We start from the raw sequence: 23,224 nt of genomic DNA on the forward strand, positions 1-23,224 counted from the left end.
GAGGGGGTGGCGGACATGACGGCGCGGGCCCATGAGGGCGGGGCACGGGGTGCCGAGGGCGCGGCCGGCGCCGCCGACATCGGCCGCCTGCTGCGCCGCGCGGCGGTCTTCCTCCCCGGCCCGGTGCCCAGGGACGGCCGCATCGCGTTCTGGGACCCGCACGCGGACGGCGACGACCCGTGGCACGACGACGGCGCGCAGGGCAGCAGCGGCACACCCTCCGGGTACGGGGACGCCACCGGCCGCCCCGACTCCGTCCCGTACACCACCACCCGGCTCACGGTCGTCCGGCCGGACCCGGCGGCGGGCCCCGGGCGCGTCCGCACCGCCGAGGTGTCCGCGGTTCTGCTGTCCGTGGCCGACGCGCTGCCCGTGCTCGTCCGGGCCCGTCATCAGGCGTCCGCCCATCCCGCCGCCCGCTGCTGGGGCGCGGCCGCGCTGCACGCTCTCCAGCTCGTCGCCCGGGGCAGGCTCCTCCCCGGGCTCACGGCGGACGGCCACGACGCCTGGCGGGCCGGCCCGAGGGACGCCGAGGACGTCGCGCATCTGCGGGCGGTCGCCGCCGCGCTGCCGCCCGAGGGGCACGCGGTGCCGGTCCCCGCTTCCGCGCCTCCCCGGCTCCCCGACCCCGAGGCCCTGATCGGCGCGTTCCTGGACGCCGTCGCCGACACACTGCCGCGCACACCCGCCGCCGCGTTCGCTATGGGCGCCCCGTTCGCCGCCCGTGAGGCCCAGCATCTGCCCCACGCCGCGGCCTGGGCCGTCGAGGTGGCCTCGGGCCTGGACGCGGGCGTGCGGGTCTCGCTGCGCCTGGACCTCTCCGCGTACGAGCTGTTCGACACCGCCGACACCTACGCGGTCACGGCCGCCCGCGAGGAGGCGGAGGCCGCCGACGCAGCCGCCCGCCCCGAGCATCCGGACGATCCGGCGGTCCGCCCCGCCGCCGCGGCGATCGTGCAGGTCCACAGCCTCGCCGACCCGACGTACGTGGTGGACGCGGCGGCCCTGTGGAACGGCGGGGCGGGCGAGCCGTTCGGGCCGCGCGCCCAGGTTGACGCGGTGCTGGCGCTGCGCCGGGCCGCCCGCGTCTGGGCCCCGCTGGAACGGCTCCTGGGGCAGCCCGTCCCCGATGTGCTCGCGATTACCGAGGACGAGCTGTACGAGCTGCTGAGCGACGCCGGATCCCGGCTGGCCGCCGCCGGGGTGGAGGTCCGCTGGCCGCGCGAGCTGGCCCGTTCGCTCACCGCGGCCGCCGTCGTCCGGCCCGCGCCCGGATCGGCCACCGACGGCACGTCCTTCTTCGACGCCGAGCACCTCTTCGCCTTCGACTGGCAGCTGTCCCTGGGGGACGAGCGGCTGACCGAGGCCGAGATGGACCTCCTGGCCGAGGCTCACCGCCCGGTGGTGCGGCTGCGTGACCAGTGGGTGGTCGTCGACCCCGCCCTCGTACGCAAGGCGCGCAAGCGGGAGCTGGGGCTCCTGGACCCGGTGGACGCGCTGGCCGTCGCACTGACCGGCAGCGCCGAGGTGGACGGTGAGCGGGTGGACGCCGTTCCCGCCGGGGCGCTGGCCGCCCTCCGTACGCGGATCCTCAGCCAGGACCTGACGATCGCGCCGCCGCCCGGTCTCGACGCGACCCTGCGCGACTACCAACTGCGCGGCCTGGCCTGGCTGGACCGGATGACCTCGCTCGGGCTCGGCGGCTGCCTCGCCGACGACATGGGCCTCGGCAAGACGATCACCCTCATCGCCCTCCACCTGCACCGCGCGCACCCCTCGCCCACCCTGGTGGTCTGCCCCGCCTCCCTCCTCGGCAACTGGCACCGCGAGATCAACCGCTTCGCGCCGGGCGTCCCGGTGCGCCGCTTCCACGGCACGGACCGCACCCTGAGCGATCCGGACGGCGGTTTCGTCCTCACCACGTACGGCACCATGCGCTCCAGTGCCGCCCAGCTCGCCGAGCAGAGCTGGGGCCTGGTCGTCGCCGACGAGGCGCAGCACGTCAAGAATCCGCACTCCTCCACCGCCAAGGCGCTGCGCACCATCCCCGCCCCGGCCCGGGTCGCCCTCACCGGCACCCCCGTCGAGAACAACCTCTCCGAGCTCTGGGCACTGCTCGACTGGACCACTCCCGGACTGCTCGGCCCGCTCAAGGCGTTCCGGGCCCGGCACGCCCGGATCGTGGAGAACACCGACACCGCCGCGGGCCTGGGCAACGAGGAGGCGGTGGAACGGCTGTCCCGGCTGGTGCGGCCCTTCCTCCTGCGGCGCAAGAAGTCCGATCCCGGCATCGCCCCCGAGCTGCCGCCCAAGACGGAGACCGACCACCCCGTCCCACTCACCCGTGAGCAGGCCACGCTCTACGAGGCGGCCGTCCGCGAGACGATGGCGCAGATCGAGGCGGCGGAGGGCATCGCCCGCCGGGGCCTGATCATGAAGCTGCTGACCTCGCTCAAGCAGATCTGCAACCACCCCGCCCAGTATCTGAAGGAGGAGCCCACCCGGCTCGCGGGCCGCTCAGGCAAGCTCGCCCTCCTCGACGAACTGCTCGACACGATCCTGTCCGAGGAAGGCTCGGTCCTGATCTTCACCCAGTACGTGTCGATGGCGAAGCTCCTCTCCGCACACCTCGCCTCCCGCGCGATCCCCTCCCAACTCCTGCACGGCGGTACGCCGGTGCCCGAGCGGGAGCGGATGGTGGACCGCTTCCAGGCCGCCGAGGTCCCGGTGTTCCTGCTCTCCCTCAAGGCGGCCGGCACCGGGCTGAACCTCACCCGCGCCGCCCACGTCGTCCACTTCGACCGCTGGTGGAACCCGGCCGTGGAGGAGCAGGCCACCGACCGGGCGTACCGCATCGGCCAGACCCAGCCCGTCCAGGTCCACCGGATCGTCGCCGAGGGCACGGTGGAGGACCGGATCGCCGAACTGCTGGAGTCCAAGCGGGCTTTGGCGGACGCGGTGCTCGGCAGCGGCGAGAGCGCCCTGACCGAGCTGAGCGACCGGGACCTCGCCGACCTCGTATCGCTGCGGAGGCCCGCATGAGTCCCCGGATGAGCCCGCGCCCGGCCCCGCGCCCGACCACCGGCCCCGCCGCCCGCAGGTCCGCCCCGCGCGCCCGGATCGGCCCGGACGATCTGCGGCGTACCTTCGAGGCGGTGCCCGCCCGCACCTCCGCCGAGGGCGAGCCCTACGCGGACAGCTGGTGGGGCCGGGCCTGGGTGGACGCCCTGGAGTCGCTGTCGATGGACGAGGCCCGGCTCGCCCGCGGCCGTGCGTACGCCGACGACGGCCAGGTCGCCGCGATCACCGTCACCCCGGGCCGCGTCGTCGCCTATGTGCACGGCAGCCGGGCCCGCCCCTACCGCGCCGAACTGCGACTGCGCACCTTCGCCGACCCGGGCTGGGAGGCGCTGCTCGACGCGGTCGCCGAGCAACCCGGCCATCTGTCCGCGCTGCTCGCCAAGGAGATGCCCCACTCCCTGGCCCGTACGGCGGAGGAGGCCGGTGTCCGGCTGCTGCCCGCCGCCGACGACCTCGACCCCAGCTGCACCTGCCCCGACCACGGGCGGCCCTGCAAACATGTCGCCGCGCTCTGCTTCCAGACGGCACTGCTGCTCGACAGCGACCCGTTCGTCCTGCTGCTGATGCGCGGCCGGGGCGAGCGCGAGCTGCTGGAGGAGCTGGGCCGGCGCAACGCCGAGCACTCCGCCCGCGAGCGCCCCGCCGCCCCCGCCGTGCCGTCGGTCGGAGCCGAGGAGGCGTTCGCCGGACGCTTCCTGCCTCCGCTCCCGGCGCCCCTCCCGGTCCCGCCGCATCCCGGCCAGCCGCCTTCGTACCCGGATCTGCCCGGCGCCCGTGACCCGTTGGGCCTGGACCACCTCGCCACCGACGCCGCCGCCCGCGCCCACACCCTGCTGACCACGGGACGCGATCCGCTGGCCGGGTTCACCGCCTGGCAGGACGCGGTCCGCCTCGCCGCCTCGCGGCCGACGGCCGGGCTCACCGCCACCACCCGCGCGCTCTACCGCGAGCTGGCGTACGCCACCGGCCGCACCACCACCGACCTCGCCCGCGCCGTCGCCGCCTGGCGGCAGGGCGATGCCGGGGGCCTCGCGGTCCTGGAGACGCCCTGGGACCCGCCCGCCGGGCCCTTCGACCGGGCCAGGCCCGCGCTCGCCGCCGCCGGGTTCCCGCGCTTCACGCCCTGGCGCAACCACCTGACCCACCCGGCCGGTTCGCTCCAGCTCCGCTTCGGCCAGGACATGCGCTGGTACGGCTACGAGTCCGACCCCGGCGCCGACGACTGGTGGCCGCGCGCCGCCCCGGACCCCGACCCCGTGTCCGCCCTCGAAGCCCTGCTCGCCGGCGACTCCGTCCCGGACACCGCCGGGGACGACGACCCCCACTACGTACGGTAAAACCCTTGGCCACCGGTGAGTTGTCCCTGTTAGCGTCCTCGACGTGGCGAAACTCAATCAGATCATCGCAGTGGAGAAGGGCGTCAAGTCCAAGGCACACCAGGACCTGACGGCGGCACATCACGGCCTCCAGAAGACCGGACTGCTGGCCGGGATCTCCCGGACCTACCAGCCCAAGGACGAGGAGGGCGAGCAGCTTCCGCCCGAGTCGACGCTGGTCCAGGTCAAGGCGGAGGACGTGCTGCGGGACACCGCGGCCACGCTGACCCGGCTCTTCGACGTGACCGCCACGAAGGACTGGGCGAACTGCTCGGCCCGGGCCGATGTGAAGGTCGACGGCCGGGTGCTGGTGAGCGAGGTGCCGGTGTCGTATCTGCTCTTCCTGGAGAAGCAGCTGACCGACCTGAACACCTTCATCCGCAAGCTTCCCGTGCTGGACGCCGCCGAGGCATGGGTGCAGGACCCGTCGACCGACTCCTGGAAGACCGAGCCGGTCCGCACGCTCCGTACGAAGAAGGTGCCCCGCAACCACGTCAAGGCGGAGGCCACCGAGAAGCACCCGGCGCAGGTCGAGGTGTACTACGAGGACGTCCCGATCGGGTACTGGACGACCGTGAAGTTCTCCGGTGCGCTGCCCGCGCGGCGCGTCAACGAACTGCTGGACCGGATCGAGAAGCTCCAGCAGGCGGTCAAGTTCGCCCGCGAGGAGGCCAACGGCACGGACGTCACCGACCAGCGGGTGGGTGATGCGGTATTCGGTTACCTCTTCGGGTGACCGACCATGGATTCCCCGGCCGCCGATCAAGGGGGCCGGGGTGCGCGAGGAGCGCAAGCTGAAACTGAAGCTTGTCGTGAAGGCGCGGTACCAGTGGAGGTTCGATTCCTCCCTCCGGCACGGGCCGGAGTAGCCCAAGCAGGCAGAGGCAGCCGCCGTCAATCTCAGACTCTTGCTCCAGACTCAGCATTCGCCGCCGATCGCCGGATCGAACGGGCCCGGGCCCGCGCGCGTCGAGATGCCGGTTCAAGTCCGGCCCGCAGAGCTCCGATCTGCGGTGGTCCAAAGGCAGGACGCGACGACATCATGACTGACCCGGACCCTTAAACGTGCCGGCGTGCCAGATGGGCGGCATTCACAGGGCCCGGAGGCCGGCTACGCCTCCGGGCCCGCTCCCGTTTCCACAGGCCCCCGGACATGGGCGCGTCACGCCAGCGAGACGCCCCGCCCCGCGAAGAACCGCTCGAACTCCGCCAGCGGCAGCACGGCCGCCCGCGTCCCGACGTCCGTCCCCGACGGGTTGTGGAAGTGGACGCCGGACCCGTCGGCCGTCCGCGCGGTCACCAGCACCAGATGCCCGCCCCGCCCCGGAGCGGGCCGCTCCGGGTGCCGGATCCCGTAGTGGACGGAGGCCAGCACCGTACGGTCCGCGTCCAGCAGCCCGGGGATCTCCGCCACGTCCAGGTGCCGGTGCACCGTGGCCTCGCGCCCGTGCACCTCGCCGACGTACTCCGCGAAGGGGGCGTAGACCAGGCCCCGGATCGTGCCGTCCACATCCTGCGTGTACGCCCCGTACTTCAGCGCCCCGTCGCGCAGCGCGAACAGCGACGGGGCGTCGGCGCCGAGCGCCATGCGCAGGCAGGTCATACCGCACAGATGACCTGCCCAACGCGCGTACTCGGCGGGCGAGGACGCCCCCGACTCCGCCCAGCCCGGGTCCTCGGCCGGATCCAGCCCGCCCTCCACGATCGCCCCCACCAGCTCCCGCGTGACGAACTGGGTGTGGACGGGGACGCGGCAGAGGGCACAGGTCACTGGCGATATCCGTTCAGGAAGCGGCCGATCCGGCTGATCGCCGCGTCGAGATCATCAGCGTACGGAAGGGTCAGGATGCGGAAGTGGTCCGGGCGCGGCCAGCTGAAGCCGGTGCCCTGCACCACCTGGATCTTCTCCCGCAGCAGCAGATCCAGCACGAACTTCTCGTCGTCGACGATTTCGTGCACCTTCGGATCGATGCGCGGGAAGGCGTACAGCGCGCCCTTCGGCTTCACGCACGAGACGCCCGGGATCTCGTTCAGCCGCTCCCAGGCCCGGTCGCGCTGCTCGTGGAGCCTGCCGCCCGGGGCGACCAGTTCCTTGATGGACTGCCGGCCCCCGAGCGCGGCCTGAATGGCGTACTGCGCGGGCGCGTTGGGGCACAGCCGCATGGAGGCCAGCATGGTCAGGCCCTCCAGATAGTTGCGGGCGTGCTGGCGCGGGCCGGACACCACCATCCAGCCGGAGCGGAACCCGGCCACCCGGTACGTCTTCGACAGGCCGCTGAAGGTGAGGCAGACCAGATCCGGGGCGAGGACCGCCGCACTGTGGTGCTCGGCCCCGTCGTAGAGGATCTGGTCGTAGATCTCGTCCGCGAAGACCATCAGGTTGTGCCGACGGGCCAGATCCAGAATGCCTTCGAGGATCTCGCGCGGATAGACCGCACCGGTCGGGTTGTTCGGGTTGATGATCACGACGGCCTTGGTCCGGTCGGTGATCTTCGACGCCATGTCGGCGAGGTCCGGGTTCCAGTCGGACTCCTCGTCGCAGATGTAGTGCACGGCCCTGCCGCCCGCGAGCGTGGTCACCGCCGTCCAGAGCGGGAAGTCCGGGGCCGGGATCAGTACTTCGTCGCCGTCCTCCAGCAGCGCCTGCACCGCCATCGAGATCAGCTCGGAGACCCCGTTGCCGAGGAACACGTCGTCCACGCCGATCTCGGTCAGCCCCATGGCCTGGTAGCGCTGGACGACCGCCCGCCGGGCCGAGAGGACGCCGCGCGAATCGGTGTAGCCGTGCGCCTGGGGCAGCATCCGGATCATGTCCTGGACGATCTCCTCGGGAGCCTCGAAACCGAAGAGCGCGGGGTTGCCCGTGTTGAGCCGGAGCACGCTGTGGCCCGCCTCCTCCAGGGCGTTGGCGTGCTCGATGACCGGGCCCCGGATCTCGTAGCAGACCTCGTTGAGCTTGCTGGACTGCCGGAACTCCATGCGCTGCCTCCCGAGCCGAATTGCGATACTTGGTTTTACCAAGCTTCAGCTTGGAAAGTCCAACAACATGTCTAGACTGCGTCGCATGCCACGTCAGCAGCAGCCAGCAGCACGCCCCGTCCGTCGCCGGAGCTACGACCAGTTCGACGCCACCGCCCGCGCCCTCGACTCCGTCGGCGACCGGTGGACGCTGCTGATCGTCCGTGAACTGCTGGGTGGCCCCCGCCGGTACACGGACCTGCACGCCGATCTGCCCGGCGTCAGCACGGACGTGCTGGCCTCCCGCCTGAAGGACATGGAGCAGAGCGGGCTGGCCCTGCGCCGCAAACTGCCGCCCCCGTCGGCGGCGTCGGTCTACGAGCTGACCGAACGCGGTCACGGTCTGCGGCCCGTCCTCGCCGCCCTCGCCGCGTGGGGCGCGCCCGCCCTCGCCGAGCGCCGCCCGACCGACGCGGTGCGGGCCCACTGGTTCGCGCTGCCGCTGCTCGGCGCCCTCACCGGACTCACCCAGGAGGGCGTCCTCGAAGTCCGGCTCGACGAGGGCGAGTTCCATCTCCATGTCGGCGGGGGAGCGGGGAGCGTGCTGCCGGGCGGCGAGGCGTACGGCCCGGTGTACGGATACGGCCCGGCCGACCGCCCCGACGCCCGGATCGTCCTCGACGCCGGGGTCTGCCTGGAGCTCGCGCAGGGCGGGGCGGGGCTCGCGGAGGCGGTGAAGGACGGCCGCGTCGAGGTGTCCGGCGAGAGCCCGCTCGCCGCCGAACTGCGGGGGGCCTGAGCCGGGTTCCGGGGGGCCGGAGCTCTCGCGGGGCGGCCGCGCACGGATCCGGCGATGATGGAGCCGTGCGACTCGAAGCGATCACCTGGGAACGGCTGGCCGACGAGCTGGCCCGGTACGGCGACGGGCTGTCCGCGGCCGACGGCGGGCCCTGGCTCGCCCTCGGCATCGACGGAGCCCCGGCCGCCCGTACCGGCGAGTGCGCCGAACGCGTCGCCCAGGAGCTGCGGCTGCTCGGCCGCCCGGTCCTCGTCGTCTCCACCGAGGGCTTCCTGCGCCCGGCGAGCCTGCGCTTCGAGTACGGCAAGCAGGACCCGGACGCCTACGTCGACGGCTGGTTCGACACCGGGGCGTTGTGGCGCGAGGTGTTCGGGCCGCTGGAGGCGGGCGGCTCCGGCCGGGTGCTGCCCGATCTGTGGGACCCGGCGACCGACCGGGCGACCCGGACCCCGTACCACGCGCTGCCCGAGGGCGGCGTCGTCGTCGTGCACGGGCCGTTCCTGCTGGGCCACTGGTTCCCGTTCGCGCTGAGCGTCCATCTGCGGCTGTCCCCGGGGGCGTTGCGGCGACGCACACGGGAGCCGGAGCGCTGGACCCTGCCCGCCTTCGCCCGGTACGAGGAGGAGGTGGCGCCCTCGGAGCGGGCGGACGTGGTGGTCCGGGCGGACGATCCGTCGCACCCGGCCTGGTCGGGGCTGCCCGGGGGCGGGTGAACCGCGCAGTCGGGGCCGGCGGCGGTTCTCGCCGTACGCGCGGTGCGCCACCCGTGCTCAGCGCGCCGGTGGCCGCCCGCCCACCGTGGCCACCGCCGCAGCACCGGCCCGGCAGCCCTCGGCGGCCGCGGTCAGGTCGTCCGCCCCGGCCAGCAGAGCCGCGAGGAACCCGCCGGTGAACGCGTCGCCCGCCCCCGTCGAGTCGACCGGCTCGCGCACCGGCGGGGCGGTGACGCGGCCGATGACCTCACCCCGGGCGGCCGCCACGGCACCCCGCGCGCCCAGGGTGACGACGACGCGCGGGAACCACCGGCTCAACTCCGCCGCCGCGGCCTCGGGTCCCGGCAGCCCGGTGAGGAGCCGGGCCTCGTCCGCGTTAGGCAGCAGCAGCTCCGCCCCCTTTGCGAACTCCAGGAACCGCTTCGGCCCCAGCTCGCCGAGGAACCCGGCCGACGCCGGATCCACGCTCACCGGAACGCCCCGCTCCACGGCGCTGCGCAGGGCGAGAAGGGCGGCGGCCCGGCTCGTCGCGGCGAACAGGAGGTAGCCGGAGAGATGCAGCCGCCCGACGCCGTCGAGCATCGAGGGCGCGAAGTCCTCGGCGGCGAGCCGCAGCACCGCCCCGCCGTCCGTCAGGAACGTACGCTCGGCCGCCGCGTCGACCAGCGCGATGACGGTCGCCGTCGGAAGCTCGTCGTCCACCGCCAGGAACGCCCGCACCCCCGCCCGCTCCAGCGCCCGACGGTGCCAGTCGGCGGACTCCGCACCCGCCCGGGCCAGCAGCCGGACGTCCGGACAGCCCGAACGCACCGCCCAGCAGGCGGCATTGGCCCCCGCGCCGCCCGGCACCGTACGGATCCGGGCCACCGTGTCCGTACCGTGGGCGAGCGCCGATCCGTACCGCGCCACCACGTCCGTGACCACGTCACCCACCACCAGCAGCCCACCGCCCGCCGCCGCAGGGCTCACCGGGCGCCCGTCGCCGCGACGGCGATCCGCGCCGCGAGAGCCACGTTTCCGCGTACGGCCGCGAGGTTCGCCTCCAGCGACGCACCCCCGGTCCGCCGCATCAGCTGGTCCAGCAGGAACGGTGTGACACCCTGCCCCGAGATGCCCCGCTCCCGGCACGCGTCCAGCGCCTCCGCCAGCACCCGGTCGTGCAGCTCCGGATCCAACTGATCGTGCTCCGGTACGGGGTTGGCGACGATCAGCGCGGCCGCCGGGCCGCCCAGCGCCTCCTTCGCCCGGATCACCTCCACCACCTCCTCGGGGCTGTGCACCGTCCAGTCGACGGGTTCGCCGGAACTGCTCAGGTAGAAGCCGGGGAAGTGGCCGGTGCCGTAGCCGACGACGGGGACGCCGAGGGTCTCCAGCCGCTGGAGGGTCGCCGGGACGTCGAGGATCGACTTCACGCCCGCGCAGACCACGGTGATCCCGGTGCGGGCGAGCAGCCGCAGATCGGCCGACTCGTCCTGGTTCTCGGCCCATTCCCGGTGTACGCCGCCGAGCCCGCCAGTCGCGAAGACGCCGACACCCGCCCGTGCCGCCAGGAACGCCGTCGCGGACACCGTCGTCGCCCCGCTCGCCCCGGAGGCGAGCGCCGGGGCGAGATCGCGGTGCCCGAGCTTGCGTACCGCCGGATCGCCGGCGACCCGCTCCAACCGGTCCTCGCTCAGGCCGACATGGGCCACCCCGTCCAGCACGGCGACGGTCGCCGGGACCGCTCCGGCGGACCGGACGAGGCCTTCCAGTTCCAGAGCCACGGACAGGTTGCGCGGGCGCGGCAGACCGTGCGCGATGATCGTCGACTCCAGGGCCACGACGGGCAGACCGGCGTTCAGGCCGGCGCGCACCTCCGCCGAGAGCACCGGCTCGTAGGGTTCTGGTGAGTTCTGTGGCATGCCCCCATCCCTGTCGCGGGCGGAAGGGGCGCAAACCAGGGGCGGACGTTCTCCGGCGGGTCCTGGTCACCCGATGGCCGGAAGCGGTCGCTAAGGTGACCGGCCATGACGACAAACGACCAGGTCCCCGCCTCCTTCGCCGTGCACATCCCGGACGCCGAGCTCGTACCGGAACCCCTCGATCCGGCGCAGATCGTCTCGGGCGATCCCGTGGTGACGGGGAAGGCGCTGTGGGAATCGCCCGACGGCAAGCAGATCCGCGGCATCTGGCAGATCACGCCCGGAGTGGTCACCGACACCGAGGCGAACGAGCTGTTCGTGGTCGTCAGCGGCCGGGCGACGGTCGCGGTCGAGGGCGGGGCGACGCTGGAGATCGGCCCGGGGGACGCGTGCGTCCTGCGCGAGGGCGACCGGACGACCTGGACCGTTCACGAGACGCTCCGCAAGGCGTACCACATCAGCCTCTGACGTCTCCCGAGCCGTTGAGGTCTCCCGGCCGCCGCAGACCCCGGCGCAGGGCGAGCGCGGCGACCGGCAGCAACAGGGCGGCGCCGATCGCGTTCAGGCTGCCGTAACCCCACTGGGCGACGATCACCCCGGCCGCCGCCCCGCCGACGCCTGCCGCCGCGCTCATCGTCAGGTCCGACAGCCCCTGCACGGCCGCCTGGGCGGACCGCGGCACCGCGTCGGTGAGCAGCGCCGAACCGGCGATCATCCCGGCCGACCAGCCGAGGCCCAGCACGAACAGGCCCGCGGCGGTCTGCCCGTGCCGGGGCCCGGCGGTGCCCGCGAGCAGCGCGGCGAGGCTCAGCAGCCCGACGGCCAGCCCGATCACGGCCGGCCGGCCGAACCGGTCGGCCAGCCACCCCATCACCGGCGAGAACGCGTACATGCCGGCGATGTGCCCGCTGATGACGAGCCCGATCAGCTGGAGGTCGGCGCCGTGCCGGCCCAGGTCGACCGGGGTCATGACCATGATCGACACCATGGCGGTGTGCGACACGGTGACCGTCACCAGGGCCAGCCGCGCCATCGGCGACTCCCGCACCGCCTCGACCCCGGCGCGCAGCGACCGCTTCGGCGGCCCCACCGGGCCCTCCGGAGCCAGGGCCCGGGCGGTGAGCAGCGGATCCGGGCGCAGCGCGAGCGCCACGACGAGCCCGGCGAGCAGGAACACCGCGGCCGAGCAGAGGAACGGCCCGGCAGCCTCGGGCACCGGCGTACCGCGGAACAGCCGGCTCGCCGGGGCCGAGATGTTGGGCCCCAGCACCGAGCCGATCGTGGTGGCCCAGACGACGGTGGAGATCGCCCGCCCCCGCCGCTCCGGCCCCACCAGGTCGGCCGCCGCGAACCGGGCCTGGAGACCGGCCAGCGACCCCGCGCCGAACCCGGCCATGCCGAGCAGCAGCAGCGGGAAGCTGGGCAGCATCGTGGCCAGGACCACCAGCCCACCACCCAGCGCACCGATCAGATAGGCGAGCACCAGGCCGGACCGGCGGCCCCGGGAGGTCATCAGGGCCGCCAGCGGCAGTGACAGCAGCGCCGTGCCGACGACCGAAGAGGTCGGCGCCAGCCCGGACAGCGCCTCGGACCCACTCACCTCGACGGCCAGCATCGGGGCCAGGGCGATGCCGATGGCCACGCCGAGGCCGCCGAGTATCTGGCTGACGATGAGCACGGCCGACGTCCGACGCTGGAGCGCGGGCAGCCCGGCGGCCGGGACCTGTGGGAGGGAGAGGGGTCGCGTCACCGGCGCAGTGTGCCATCGCCCGGCCGCCGCCGTGCACCCGGGCGGGTGAGAACCAGCCCGGCCAGGGCCTGTCGTCGGATCACCCCCTTAGGACCTGTCGTCAAACCGCCGCCTGCCGGACGACGCCTGGCACGCCCTAGAACAGCGGTTCCGGCAGGACCCCCTCCAGCGCCAGCAGCTGTCGCTTGGTCTCCGGACCGCCGCCGAACCCGCCCAGGCCGCCGCCGCTCTCCACCACCCGGTGACACGGCACCACCACCGGCAGCGGGTTGGCCCCCATGGCGGCCCCCACCGCCTGCGCGCCCTCCGGTCGGCCGACCCGCGCCGCCAGCTCCCCGTACCCGACGACCGTCCCGTAGGGCACCCCGGACGCCAGCTCGCGAAGCACCTCACGGTGGAAGCCCGAGGTCAGCGACCAGTCCAGAGCCAGGTCGAAGTCCTCCCGCTCGCCCGCGAAATACGCCGCGAGCCTGCGTATGGGCTCGGCGAGCCGAGCCGAGCCGGGCGCCTCCACCGGCTCCGTACCGAATCCGGCCCGCAGCCGGCCGAGCATCGCGTCCCGTACGTCGGGACGGGCGTGGAAGGACACGCTCACCAGGCCGGACCCGGTCGCGGCGAGCAGCAGCGGGCCGATGCCGCTGTCCACGACGGCCCACTCGACGGCCGGCCCGTCGCCGGTCCCGTAATCGTTCATGCCGACCACCGTACGACCGGGGACTGACAGCGGCGGTCCGGCGGCGGAAACGGGACCGCCGGGACCGCCGACGTGACGCCGGAGCGGCGGGTCAGCTCGTGGCGTCGCGCACCACGTCGGGGAAGTTGGTGATGATCCCGTCGACCCCGAAGTCACGGGCCCTCACCGCGTCCGCCGCCTTGTTGACCGTCCAGGTGTTCACCCGCAGCCGCTTGCCGTGCGGGCCCTTGAGCCGCTGGACGGCCGCCACGTAGTCGGCGCCGATCGTCGCGTACGAGGGGTTGATCTGATCGGTGAACGCCGCGTACGAGGGCAGGTCGGCCACCGCCGGAGTGCCCAGGAAACCGGTCGTGATGTCCGGGCGCAGCGTGTGCACCTTCTTCACGCTGTCCGCGCCGAAGCTCTGGATGACCAGCCGGTCCCGTACGTGGGAGCGGTCCAGCCACCCCGACCGGCCCAGCACCCGGACGATGTCGCGCTCGATGCCCGGGTAGGTCGCCGGGCTCTTGATCTCCAGGAGCAGCTTCTGCCGGTTGCGCTCCAGGCGGTTCAGGAACTGGGTGAGGGTCGGGATCCGGGCCCCGGTGAACTGCGCTCCGAACCAGCTGCCCGCGTCGAGCTTCGCCAGCTCCGCCGCGGTGAAGTCCTTGACCGCCCACGGCGCCCGGTCGGGGAAGACCTGCTCGGCGTCCGTCGTGCGCTTCAGATCGGTGTCGTGCAGCACGACGAGCACGCCGTCGCGGGTGCGGTGGACGTCGTTCTCGACCCAGTCGATGCCGAGGGCGTCCGCGGCGTCGACGGCGGCGAGGGTGTTCTCCGGCGCGTAGCCCGATGCCCCCCGGTGCGCCACGACGACCGGGGCCGTCTGCCGCTCCGGGGCCTCGGGCCGCTCGGCGGGCAGCAGCAGGGCGCCGGCGCCGAGCAGGGCGGCGGCCGTGGTGGAGGCGGTTGCGGTACGGACGAACACGGGGACTCCTCACGTCGGGAGTGTGCGGACACGCAGAGAGTGACAGCGGCCCGCCAACGCCCGGCGGGGCTGCGGTGGCCGCGGAATGAACGGAACCTTCGGTCCCGGGTACCACCGCGGAGCACGGCAGTACACCGTGCCGATAAAATGTGCTTTCTTTGTCTGCCTGCCGGGACTCGCCCCTTGGGGACCCTCCTCGACCCCGGGCATTCTCGAAGGGCGTGTACGCATGCAGGGAACAGTCGACGGATTCACCTACGGCCTGGTGACTCCGGTCGCGGCCTTCCTCATGGCCGCCCTGGGAGCCGCCCTCGGACTCCGCTGCACCACCCGGTCCCTCCGTACCGCACGCTCCTACCAGGCCGGCTGGCTGGCGCTGGGCTCGCTCTCCATCGGCTCCGGGGTGTGGACCATGCACTTCGTCGCGATGACGGGCTTCACCGTCGAGGAGGCTCCGATCTCCTACGACAAGCCCCTCACCTTCTCCGGCCTGGCCGTGGCCGTGGTGATGATCGGCATCGGCATCTTCATTGTCGGGTACCGGGGCGCGACCCGCATGGCGTTGATCACCGGAGGCACCATCACCGGCCTGGGTATCGCCTCGATGCACTATCTCGGCATGGCGGGCATGCGCATGGACGCCCGGTTCGCGTACGACACGCCCCTCGTGGTCCTCTCGGTGCTGATCGCCGGCGTCGCCGCCACCGGCGCGCTCTGGGCGGCCGTGAGCCTGCGGGGAGCACTCTCCGGCCTCGGCGCGAGCGTTCTGATGGCCGTCGCGGTGACCGGTATGCACTACACCGGTATGGCCGCGCTCGATGTGCATCTGCACCTGCCGCCCACCCTGCCGGACGACCTGGCCGACGTCCTGCCCCGCGACCGGCCCGCCGAGATCATCGGCCCGATGCTGGCCGGACCCGCCTGCTTCCTGCTCCTCGCCGCCGTCGTGCTCCTGTTCGACCCCCGGGCCATGACGGGCGAACCCCACCCGTACCCGCGGGCCGCGCACCACCCGCGGAGCATGGTCCGCGAGGGTGCGGGAGGGCCGCGGTACCGCTGATCCGGGGCCGTTGTCAGTGGCGAGCCGTACGGTGGTTGCATGCGGCCCGTTTCCAAGATCGAACGTTCGGTGGCGCCTTTCGAGGTCGTCAGTCCCTACCAGCCCAGCGGCGACCAGCCGGCGGCCATCGCCGAGCTGGAGCGGCGCATCCGCGCCGATGAGAAGGACGTCGTCCTGCTCGGCGCGACCGGCACCGGCAAGTCGGCGACCACCGCCTGGATGATCGAGAAGCTGCAGCGCCCCACCCTGGTGATGGCGCCGAACAAGACGCTCGCCGCGCAGCTGGCCAACGAGTTCCGTGAGCTCCTGCCGAACAACGCGGTGGAGTATTTCGTCTCGTACTACGACTACTACCAGCCCGAGGCGTACGTCCCGCAGTCGGACACCTACATCGAGAAGGACTCCTCCATCAACGAGGAGGTCGAACGGCTGCGCCACTCGGCGACGAATTCGCTGCTCACCCGGCGCGACGTCGTCGTGGTCGCCTCCGTCTCCTGCATCTACGGCCTCGGTACGCCGCAGGAGTACGTGGACCGCATGGTCCAGCTCAAGGTCGGCGAGGAGATCGACCGCGACCAGCTGCTGCGCCGCTTCGTAGAGATGCAGTACAGCCGCAACGACCTGGCGTTCACCCGCGGCACCTTCCGGGTCCGGGGCGACACCATCGAGATCTTCCCGGTCTACGAGGAGCTCGCCATCCGCATCGAGATGTTCGGTGACGAGATCGAGGCCCTGTCCACGCTCCACCCGCTGACCGGCGAGATCATCAGCGAGGACCCCACGGTCCACGTCTTCCCCGCCAGCCACTACGTCGCCGGGCCCGAGCGCATGGAGAAGGCCGTCAGCGGCATCGAACAGGAGCTGGAGCAGCGCCTGGCCGAGCTGGAGAAGCAGGGCAAGATGCTGGAGGCCCAGCGGCTGCGGATGCGCACCACGTACGACATCGAGATGCTCCGCCAGATCGGCACCTGCTCCGGCGTCGAGAACTACTCGATGCACTTCGACGACCGCGCCCCCGGCACCGCCCCCAACACCCTCCTCGACTACTTCCCGGACGACTTCCTCCTCGTCCTGGACGAGTCCCACGTCACCGTCCCGCAGATCGGCGCGATGTACGAGGGCGACGCCTCCCGCAAGCGGACCCTCGTCGACCACGGCTTCCGGCTGCCCTCGGCCATGGACAACCGGCCGCTGAAGTGGGAGGAGTTCCTGAAGCGGATCGACCAGACGGTCTACCTCTCCGCCACTCCGGGCAAGTACGAGCTCTCGCGCGGCGACGGGTTCGTCGAGCAGATCATCCGCCCCACCGGCCTCGTCGACCCCGAGGTCGTGGTCAAGCCCACCGAGGGCCAGATCGACGACCTGGTCCACGAGATCCGCAAGCGCACCGAGCGCGACGAGCGGGTCCTGGTCACCACGCTCACCAAGAAGATGTCGGAGGACCTCACCGACTACTTCCTGGAGCTCGGCATCCAGGTCCGCTATCTGCACAGCGACGTCGACACCCTGCGCCGCATCGAGCTGCTGCGCGAGCTGCGCTCCGGCGAGTACGACGTGCTCGTCGGCATCAACCTCCTGCGCGAGGGCCTCGACCTTCCCGAGGTCTCCCTGGTGGCCATCCTCGACGCCGACAAGCAGGGCTTCCTGCGCTCCGGCACCTCGCTCATCCAGACCATCGGCCGCGCCGCGCGCAACGTCTCCGGCCAGGTCCATATGTACGCCGACAAGATCACCCCGGCCATGGCGCAGGCGATCGACGAGACGAACCGCCGCCGCGAGAAGCAGATCGCCTACAACACCGAGCGCGGCCTCGACCCGCAGCCGCTGCGCAAGAAGATCAACGACATCGTCGCGACCATCGCCCGCGAGGAGGTCGACACCGAGCAGCTCCTCGGCACCGGGTACCGGCAGGGCAAGGAGGCCAAGACCCCGGTGCCCACGCTCGGCGCCAAGGCCGCCAAGAGCGGGGCGAAGGGCAGGGCGGCCTCGCCCGGCGCGGTGGTCAGCGACCGGCCCGCCGCCGAGCTGGCCGGGATCATCGAGGAGATGACCGACCGGATGCGGGCCGCCGCGGCGGACCTGCAGTTCGAGGTGGCCGCCCGGCTGCGCGACGAGGTCGGTGAACTGAAGAAGGAACTGCGTCAGATGAAGGAAGCGGGCCTCGCCTGATTTCCGGCATCGCGGCCGGCTTCGCTGCCGATTCCCGCACCGGTCCCGGCACGGGTTCCGGCGCCGCTTCCGCCGCACCGGGCGGGCCCCGCCCGGTGTGTTGCAAGACCGACACAAAAACGGACCGAGCCTGCTGCCGCCCGGGGTGGAATGCGTAGGGTGCGGGGAAACCGCACACGGATGGTTGCGGGGCAATGCCGAGAGGGGACAGCGCGTGACGGTCAATATGACCAAGGGTCAGGCCATCAGCCTGCAGAAGAGCGACGGGGGGACCCTGACCGCGGTACGGATGGGGCTCGGCTGGCAGGCGGCTCCGCGCCGCGGCCTGTTCGGCTCGCGCACCCGCGAGGTCGACCTCGACGCCTCGGCGGTGCTCTTCGCCGACAAGCAGCCGGTCGACGTCGTGTTCTTCCGCCACCTCGTCAGCGACGACGGCTCGGTCAAGCACACCGGTGACAACCTGGTCGGCGGCGCGGGCTCCGGCGGCGACGACGAGGCGATCCTCGTCGACCTCCAGCGCGTGCCGGTCCACATCGACCAGATCGTCTTCACGGTGAACTCCTTCACCGGGCAGACGTTCCAGGAGGTCCAGAACGCCTTCTGCCGCATCGTCGACGAGACCAACGGCCAGGAGCTCGCCCGGTACACGCTCGACGGCGGCGGCCAGTACACCGCCCAGATCATGGCGAAGGTGCACCGCGTGGGCAACGGATGGCAGATGACGGCCCTCGGGAACCCGGCCAACGGCCGCACCTTCCAGGACCTGATGCCGTCGATCCTCCCGCACCTGTAGGACCCGGACCGGTCGGCGACGACCGGCACCGAAACGGGCAGGAGCAGCTCCCGGCGGCACCGGCCGCCGGGAGCTGCCCCACGCGCGGCACAGGCGCGAACGCACACGGCACCAACGCATACGGCACGAACGCGGCATCGCACGGCACCGCGCCCACGGGCGCGCGGGCCATCGTCGAGGGGGACAGGGCAATGACGGCCGAACTGGTCCGGGGGCAGAACCACACCTTGCCCCAGACCCGTCTGGAGATCCGGGTATCGGCGGGCACGCCCGTCGTGGCCGGAGCCACCCTCGGCGACGAACGGGGCACGGTGGGCGGCGTCGAGTGGATCGCCCACCCCGGCTCGCCCCAGCTCCCCGGCCTGGAGGTCTCCCAGCAGGCGGCGGCCGACCACCGGCTCGCCGTGGACCTGGAGGCCCTGCCCGACGGCGTCCACCGGGTCACCGTGCTGCTCGCGCTCCCCGTCGGAGTCGGCGACCCGACCCGGTTCGGCGCCGTCCCCGCCCCCTTCGTCGCCGTCACCGGTCTCGACGGCGCGGAGATCGCCACCTTCACGCTGACCGGCCTGGACGCCGAGTCCGCCGTCAGCGCCCTGGAGCTCTACCGCCGCCAGGACGCCTGGAAGGTCCGCGCTGTCGGCCAGGGGTACGCCGGCGGGCTCGCCGAGATGCTCGCCGACCAGGGGGTGGCCGAGGCCGCCGGGCTGGCCGGATCCATCCATGAGGCCGTCACCCGGAGCCTGGCCCGCTCGGTGGCCCCGCCACCGCCCCGGACCCCGGGAGGTGACCGCGTACGGCACACGACGGGCGCCGCCGACCGCCGCCCGCCCACGCCGCCCCCGGCCCCGGATCCCCCCGAGCCGCTGACCGACCCGGCCACCACCGGACCGGCGCAGACCGCCCAGCCGCACCCCGCCCCGGGCCCGGCCGCCGCCGGGCCTTCCGGTGCCGGCCCCATCAACTACGCGCACCCGGGCCGGCAGCACGCCGCGCCTCCGACGCCGCCGCCCACCGCGCCCCCGGCCCAGCCCGGACAGCCCGCGCAGCCGGTCGCGGGCGACGCCACCGGCTGGTCGATGGACGAGCGCCTCTACAACCAGATCTGGGGCATGTTCGAGGACCTGGCCCGCGCCGTCGCCGCCTACCGCAGCGCCGTCGACTTCGCCGAGTCCCGGATGGACCAGGAGCTCGACCGGGCCCTGTCCGACCCGCGCAACCGGATCGGCGGCGCGGGCGACCGCGCCCGCGAGACGGCCCGCGCCAAGCGCGACGAGCTGACCTCACGGGCCCGGGAGGCCCTCGACCGCGATCTGGCCCAGCTGGCCGCCGAGTCGGCCGTCGTCGAACCCGCGCTGCCGGCCGCGTACGCCGGGTGGGGCAACCCCGTCTGGCACGCCCACCGCATCCCCATGGAGATACCGATGGCCCTGCGCATCGGCGACCTCCATCTTCCCGAGCGCACCGACCTGCGCATCCCGCTGCTCGTCCGGCTGCCGCTGGAGCGCGGGATCTGGGTGGACAGCGGCCGGGCGGCGTCCGAGGCGGCCGCCCTGATCGACACGGACCGGCTGCGCCGGCTGGCCATGGAGACCGCGGTCGCCCACGCGGCGCGGCTGCTCGCGGTGTATCCGCCCGGGGAGTTCGCGGTGCACGTCATCGACCCGGCGGGCTCGGCGGCCGGTCCGCTCGCGCCGCTGGTCGACGCGGGCGTCCTCGCCGGGCCGCCCGCCGCCGGACCCGGCGGAGTGGCCTCGGTCCTCGCCCACCTCACCCGGCGGGTGGACCTGGTGCAGATGGCGGTGCGGGCCGGGGCCGCCGACTCGCTGCCGCCCGACCTGGACACCGGGGAACAGCTCCTGGTGGTCAACGACTTCCCGCACGGCTTCGACGACCGGGCCGTCACCCAGCTCCGCTATCTCGCCGACGAGGGCCCCTCGGTCGGAGTGCATCTCCTGATGGTCGCCGACCGGGAGGAGGCCAGTGCGTACGGGCCGGTCCTCGACCCGCTGTGGCGTTCGCTGCTGCGGATCACACCGGTCGCCGACAGCCACCTCGCCGACCCCTGGGTCGGGCACGCCTGGACGTACGAGCCGTCGGCGATCCCGCCGGGCAGCCGTGTCCTGGAGCAGGTCCTCGCGGCGGTGGCCGCTGCCCGCCGAGCCGCCGGCCGTTAATGGCAAACTGCCCTGACCTGTGGTTTTGGCGAACTCTTTACTCTTCTCTTTACCTTTTCTTGGTGATTCCTGTACTGTTCGGGGCACGGAGGGGAGTACTCCTTACGCGACGTCCCGTCAATACGGACCGTTCTTCGGTCCCGGGGCGCCGGTCCAGGCGCGCACACCGCGCGCAGGGATGGAAGAGACCTCCGGCAGCGACGACGCTGATCCAGTTGCCGTAGCGAACTGCCGGAGGCGCAGTGGACGTTTCATGGACCGTTTGGGCCCTGACCATCTTTGGTCTGTCGGCCCTGATCGCCGTCGACTTCTTCATCGGGCGCAAGCCCCATGACGTGTCGACCAAGGAAGCCGGAATCTGGACGATCGTCTGGATCGCGCTGGCCGTCCTCTTCGGAGTCGGCCTCATGGTCTTCGGCGAGAGCCAGGCCTCCGGCGAGTTCTTCGCAGGATTCATCACCGAGAAGTCGCTGAGCGTCGACAATCTCTTCGTCTTCGTCCTGATCATGGCGAAGTTCTCGGTGCCCTCACACCTCCAGCAGCGCGTGCTGCTCATCGGTGTGCTCATCGCCCTGGTGCTCCGGGCGATCTTCATCGCCGCCGGCGCCGCCGTGATCGCGAACTTCTCGTGGGTGTTCTACATCTTCGGCGCGTTCCTGATCTACACCGCCTGGAAGCTCATCCAGGAGGCCCGGGCCGACGAGGACGAGGACGACTGGGAGGAGAACCGTCTCCTCAAGAAGATCGAGCACCGCTTCGGCGTCGCCGACCAGTACCACGGCACGAAGCTCTTCATCCAGAAGAACGGCAAGCGCATCCTGACCCCGCTCATGGTGGTCATGCTCGCCATCGGTATGACGGACGTGCTGTTCGCGCTGGACTCCATCCCGGCGATCTTCGGCCTGACGCAGGACCCGTACATCGTCTTCACGGCCAACGCGTTCGCGCTGATGGGTCTGCGCCAGCTGTACTTCCTCATCGGCGGTCTGCTGAAGAAGCTGGTCCACCTCAGCTACGGCCTGTCGGTGATCCTCGGCTTCATCGGCGTCAAGCTGGTGCTGCACGCCATGCACGAGTCCGGGGTGAACACGCCCGAGATCTCCATCCCCTTCTCGCTCAGCGTCATCGGCGGCGTCCTGGTGATCACCACGATCACCAGCCTCATCGCCAGCAAGAAGCAGGTGGCGGCCGAGGCGGAGGAGGCCGCGAAGGCGGAGACCGCCGGCCCGGCCGACGAGGAGAGCAAGAGCATCAGCGGCTGACCCGGGGCCGCCCGGAGCGGCACAGGGACACCACGGCGGCGGCCGGGGTGGAAACGGCGAAGGCCGTCCACCCCGGCCGCTTTCGCGTGATCCAGGAACTGTGGCGGGCTACCAGCCGCGGGCGCGCCACTCGGGCAGCTGGGGCCGCTCGGCGCCGAGCGTCGTGTCGTGCCCGTGGCCCGGATAGACCCACGTCTCGTCGGGCAACCGGTCGAACAGCTTCGTCTCGACGTCGTGCAGGAGGCTCGCGAAGGCCTCGGGGTCGTCATGCGTGTTCCCGACCCCGCCGGGGAAGAGGCAGTCCCCGGTGAACAGGTGCGGGGCGCCGTGCGGGTCGTCGTAGACCAGCGCGATGGAGCCCGGGGTGTGACCGGTCAGACGGCGGGCGGTCAGCTCGACCCGGCCGACGGTCACGGTGTCGCCGTCCTCGACCAGGACATCGGTCGGCACCGGGATGCCCTCGGCGTCGTGGCGGCCCGCGTACGTCCGGGCGCCGGTCGCCCCGACCACCTCGGCCAGCGCCTGCCAGTGGTCCCCGTGCCGGTGGGTGGTGACGACGGACGCGATGCCGTCGTCACCGATCAGCGCGAGCAGGGTCTCCGGCTCGGCGGCGGCGTCGATCAGCAGCTGCTCGCCGGTCGCCCGGCAGCGCAGCAGATAGGCGTTGTTGTTCATCCCGCCGACGGCGACCTTCGAGATCATCAGATCCGTCAGTTCGTGCACGCTCGCCGGTCCGCCGACCTTCACCGCTCCGCTGTACGTCATACGGCTCAGCCTATAGCGGGGGCAGGGCGGGCAGCGGGCCTCCGGCCACCGTCAGGGCGGAGCCGTCCCGGCGGCCGCAGAGCCAGCCCATCAGCTCGACGGCGGGCCCCTGCACCGTCACCAGGGCGCTCGGCGGGCCGCCGCCCGTGCTCCAGGTGCGGCCGTCCTGATCGGTCAGCGCGGTCGCGGGCACATCCTGGTTGCCCGAGAAGCGGTCCGTCAGGAACGCGATCTCCCGCGACACGAACTCCGCGGGCAGGTCCTCCAGCTCGTAGCCGATGCCGAGGTCGACGTGGTGGATCTCCACCTCGATCAGCCGCCGGAAGGGCACCCGGGCCGCGGAGTCCGTCACGCCGTTGCGCAGGGTGACCGTGCGGGACCAGTCGGCCGGTTCGGCGGCGACCGCCAGGAAGCCGTCCGCGCTCTCCCGCAGGTCGGCCAGCTGCTCGTCCGCCGGGCGGGGGGCGCCGTCGGCGATGTCGGCGTCCCGGGTTTCGCTGCTCGCGTACATCGGGAGGCCCCGGAGAACATTTCCGAGCGCGTCGGCGTTACGTGACAGGTGGGCCAGAACATGGCCCCGACTCCATCCGGGCAACCGTGACGCCCCGGCGACCGAGGCGTTGTCCAGTTTGCGGACTGCGTCGAGCAGCCGTTCGGTCGCCCCGCGTACAGCTCCCAGGTCGTGCGCATGATCAATCATGCGACCGAGCCTAGCTCCGCCACTCATTCGGGTGAAGGAGTCGAAGGCCGGCCGTAAATCGA

Annotated in this window: 20 protein-coding genes and 1 pseudogene; 12 read left to right on the plus strand and 9 right to left on the minus strand. The window is 72.6% G+C overall.

Annotated features, from left to right (window positions below):
* Positions 1-15: 15 nt before the first annotated feature.
* From AC0VY3_RS10560 to AC0VY3_RS10575, 4 genes and pseudogenes are all read left to right on the plus strand, one after another.
* Positions 16-3,042 (plus strand): SNF2-related protein, encoded by a 3,027-nt coding sequence (locus AC0VY3_RS10560; RefSeq protein WP_475549484.1) that lies wholly within the window; start codon positions 16-18, stop codon positions 3,040-3,042.
* Positions 3,039-4,418 (plus strand): SWIM zinc finger family protein, encoded by a 1,380-nt coding sequence (locus AC0VY3_RS10565; protein ID WP_374935454.1) that lies wholly within the window; start codon positions 3,039-3,041, stop codon positions 4,416-4,418. Before AC0VY3_RS10560 ends, AC0VY3_RS10565 begins: the two co-directional genes overlap by 4 nt.
* Before the next feature lie 43 nt (positions 4,419-4,461).
* Positions 4,462-5,193, plus strand: a complete 732-nt coding sequence (locus AC0VY3_RS10570) for a DUF7873 family protein (RefSeq protein ID WP_103507699.1) — start codon at positions 4,462-4,464, stop codon at positions 5,191-5,193.
* Between the two features lie 34 nt (positions 5,194-5,227).
* Positions 5,228-5,313: pseudogene (locus tag AC0VY3_RS10575) on the plus strand.
* A gap of 306 nt (positions 5,314-5,619) precedes the next feature.
* Here AC0VY3_RS10575 and AC0VY3_RS10580 read toward each other — a convergent pair.
* Positions 5,620-6,228: a cysteine peptidase family C39 domain-containing protein gene (locus tag AC0VY3_RS10580; RefSeq protein ID WP_475549485.1), complete on the minus strand. Its 609-nt coding sequence runs from the start codon at positions 6,226-6,228 to the stop codon at positions 5,620-5,622.
* Positions 6,225-7,436 carry a pyridoxal phosphate-dependent aminotransferase gene (locus AC0VY3_RS10585; protein ID WP_103507697.1) on the minus strand — a complete coding sequence of 404 codons (1,212 nt, stop codon included), beginning with the start codon at positions 7,434-7,436 and terminating at the stop codon, positions 6,225-6,227. Before AC0VY3_RS10585 ends, AC0VY3_RS10580 begins: the two co-directional genes overlap by 4 nt.
* 85 nt (positions 7,437-7,521) lie before the next feature.
* Between AC0VY3_RS10585 and AC0VY3_RS10590 the strand changes: the two genes are divergently transcribed.
* Complete coding sequence (locus tag AC0VY3_RS10590; RefSeq protein WP_475549486.1) at positions 7,522-8,214, plus strand: winged helix-turn-helix transcriptional regulator; 693 nt, start codon at positions 7,522-7,524, stop codon at positions 8,212-8,214.
* Positions 8,215-8,279: 65 nt separating this feature from the next.
* Positions 8,280-8,927, plus strand: a complete 648-nt coding sequence (locus tag AC0VY3_RS10595) for a nucleoside/nucleotide kinase family protein (protein ID WP_103507695.1) — start codon at positions 8,280-8,282, stop codon at positions 8,925-8,927.
* Positions 8,928-8,984: 57 nt separating this feature from the next.
* Here the strand turns inward: AC0VY3_RS10595 and AC0VY3_RS10600 are convergent, their stop codons facing one another.
* Both AC0VY3_RS10600 and AC0VY3_RS10605 read right to left on the minus strand, forming a co-directional pair.
* Complete coding sequence (locus AC0VY3_RS10600) at positions 8,985-9,896, minus strand: carbohydrate kinase family protein (RefSeq protein ID WP_475549487.1); 912 nt, start codon at positions 9,894-9,896, stop codon at positions 8,985-8,987.
* On the minus strand, positions 9,893-10,828 hold the full coding sequence (locus AC0VY3_RS10605) for a pseudouridine-5'-phosphate glycosidase (protein ID WP_103508548.1): 936 nt from the start codon (positions 10,826-10,828) through the stop codon (positions 9,893-9,895). Before AC0VY3_RS10605 ends, AC0VY3_RS10600 begins: the two co-directional genes overlap by 4 nt.
* A gap of 105 nt (positions 10,829-10,933) precedes the next feature.
* On the opposite strand from AC0VY3_RS10605, the gene AC0VY3_RS10610 reads away from it, so the two are divergent.
* Positions 10,934-11,296, plus strand: coding sequence for a cupin domain-containing protein (locus tag AC0VY3_RS10610; protein WP_006123706.1), 363 nt, complete (start codon positions 10,934-10,936; stop codon positions 11,294-11,296).
* On the opposite strand, the gene AC0VY3_RS10615 is transcribed toward AC0VY3_RS10610, so the two are convergent.
* From AC0VY3_RS10615 to AC0VY3_RS10625, 3 genes are all read right to left on the minus strand, one after another.
* The gene (locus AC0VY3_RS10615) at positions 11,286-12,506 is read right to left on the minus strand and encodes an MFS transporter (RefSeq protein WP_103508547.1); all 1,221 of its coding nucleotides are present in this window, start codon (positions 12,504-12,506) and stop codon (positions 11,286-11,288) included. The genes AC0VY3_RS10610 and AC0VY3_RS10615 overlap by 11 nt on opposite strands.
* A 208-nt stretch (positions 12,507-12,714) precedes the next feature.
* Positions 12,715-13,272 carry a methylated-DNA--[protein]-cysteine S-methyltransferase gene (locus AC0VY3_RS10620; RefSeq protein WP_475549488.1) on the minus strand — a complete coding sequence of 186 codons (558 nt, stop codon included), beginning with the start codon at positions 13,270-13,272 and terminating at the stop codon, positions 12,715-12,717.
* A 91-nt stretch (positions 13,273-13,363) separates the two neighbouring features.
* Positions 13,364-14,239, minus strand: a complete 876-nt coding sequence (locus AC0VY3_RS10625) for a glycerophosphodiester phosphodiesterase family protein (RefSeq protein ID WP_103508545.1) — start codon at positions 14,237-14,239, stop codon at positions 13,364-13,366.
* 229 nt (positions 14,240-14,468) lie between these two features.
* Here AC0VY3_RS10625 and AC0VY3_RS10630 point away from each other — a divergent pair, with 229 nt between their 5' ends.
* The 5 genes from AC0VY3_RS10630 to AC0VY3_RS10650 all read left to right on the plus strand — a co-directional run bounded on the left by AC0VY3_RS10630 (position 14,469) and on the right by AC0VY3_RS10650 (position 21,697).
* Positions 14,469-15,299: an MHYT domain-containing protein gene (locus tag AC0VY3_RS10630; protein WP_103508544.1), complete on the plus strand. Its 831-nt coding sequence runs from the start codon at positions 14,469-14,471 to the stop codon at positions 15,297-15,299.
* A gap of 39 nt (positions 15,300-15,338) precedes the next feature.
* Positions 15,339-17,468, plus strand: a complete 2,130-nt coding sequence (gene uvrB / locus AC0VY3_RS10635; RefSeq protein WP_103508543.1) for an excinuclease ABC subunit UvrB — start codon at positions 15,339-15,341, stop codon at positions 17,466-17,468.
* 214 nt (positions 17,469-17,682) lie between these two features.
* Positions 17,683-18,261, plus strand: a complete 579-nt coding sequence (locus AC0VY3_RS10640; RefSeq protein ID WP_030079532.1) for a TerD family protein — start codon at positions 17,683-17,685, stop codon at positions 18,259-18,261.
* Between the two features lie 191 nt (positions 18,262-18,452).
* Positions 18,453-20,435: a TerD family protein gene (locus AC0VY3_RS10645; RefSeq protein ID WP_475549489.1), complete on the plus strand. Its 1,983-nt coding sequence runs from the start codon at positions 18,453-18,455 to the stop codon at positions 20,433-20,435.
* Positions 20,436-20,677: 242 nt separating this feature from the next.
* Positions 20,678-21,697: a TerC family protein gene (locus tag AC0VY3_RS10650; RefSeq protein ID WP_098026947.1), complete on the plus strand. Its 1,020-nt coding sequence runs from the start codon at positions 20,678-20,680 to the stop codon at positions 21,695-21,697.
* Positions 21,698-21,805: 108 nt separating this feature from the next.
* On the opposite strand, the gene AC0VY3_RS10655 is transcribed toward AC0VY3_RS10650, so the two are convergent.
* Together AC0VY3_RS10655 and AC0VY3_RS10660 are read right to left on the minus strand one after the other, a co-directional pair.
* Complete coding sequence (locus AC0VY3_RS10655; RefSeq protein ID WP_475549490.1) at positions 21,806-22,462, minus strand: MBL fold metallo-hydrolase; 657 nt, start codon at positions 22,460-22,462, stop codon at positions 21,806-21,808.
* A gap of 10 nt (positions 22,463-22,472) precedes the next feature.
* Positions 22,473-23,162, minus strand: a complete 690-nt coding sequence (locus AC0VY3_RS10660; RefSeq protein WP_475549491.1) for a maleylpyruvate isomerase family mycothiol-dependent enzyme — start codon at positions 23,160-23,162, stop codon at positions 22,473-22,475.
* Between the last annotated feature and the right edge of the window lie 62 nt (positions 23,163-23,224).

The organism is Streptomyces sp. iso_384 (genome assembly GCF_056172905.1).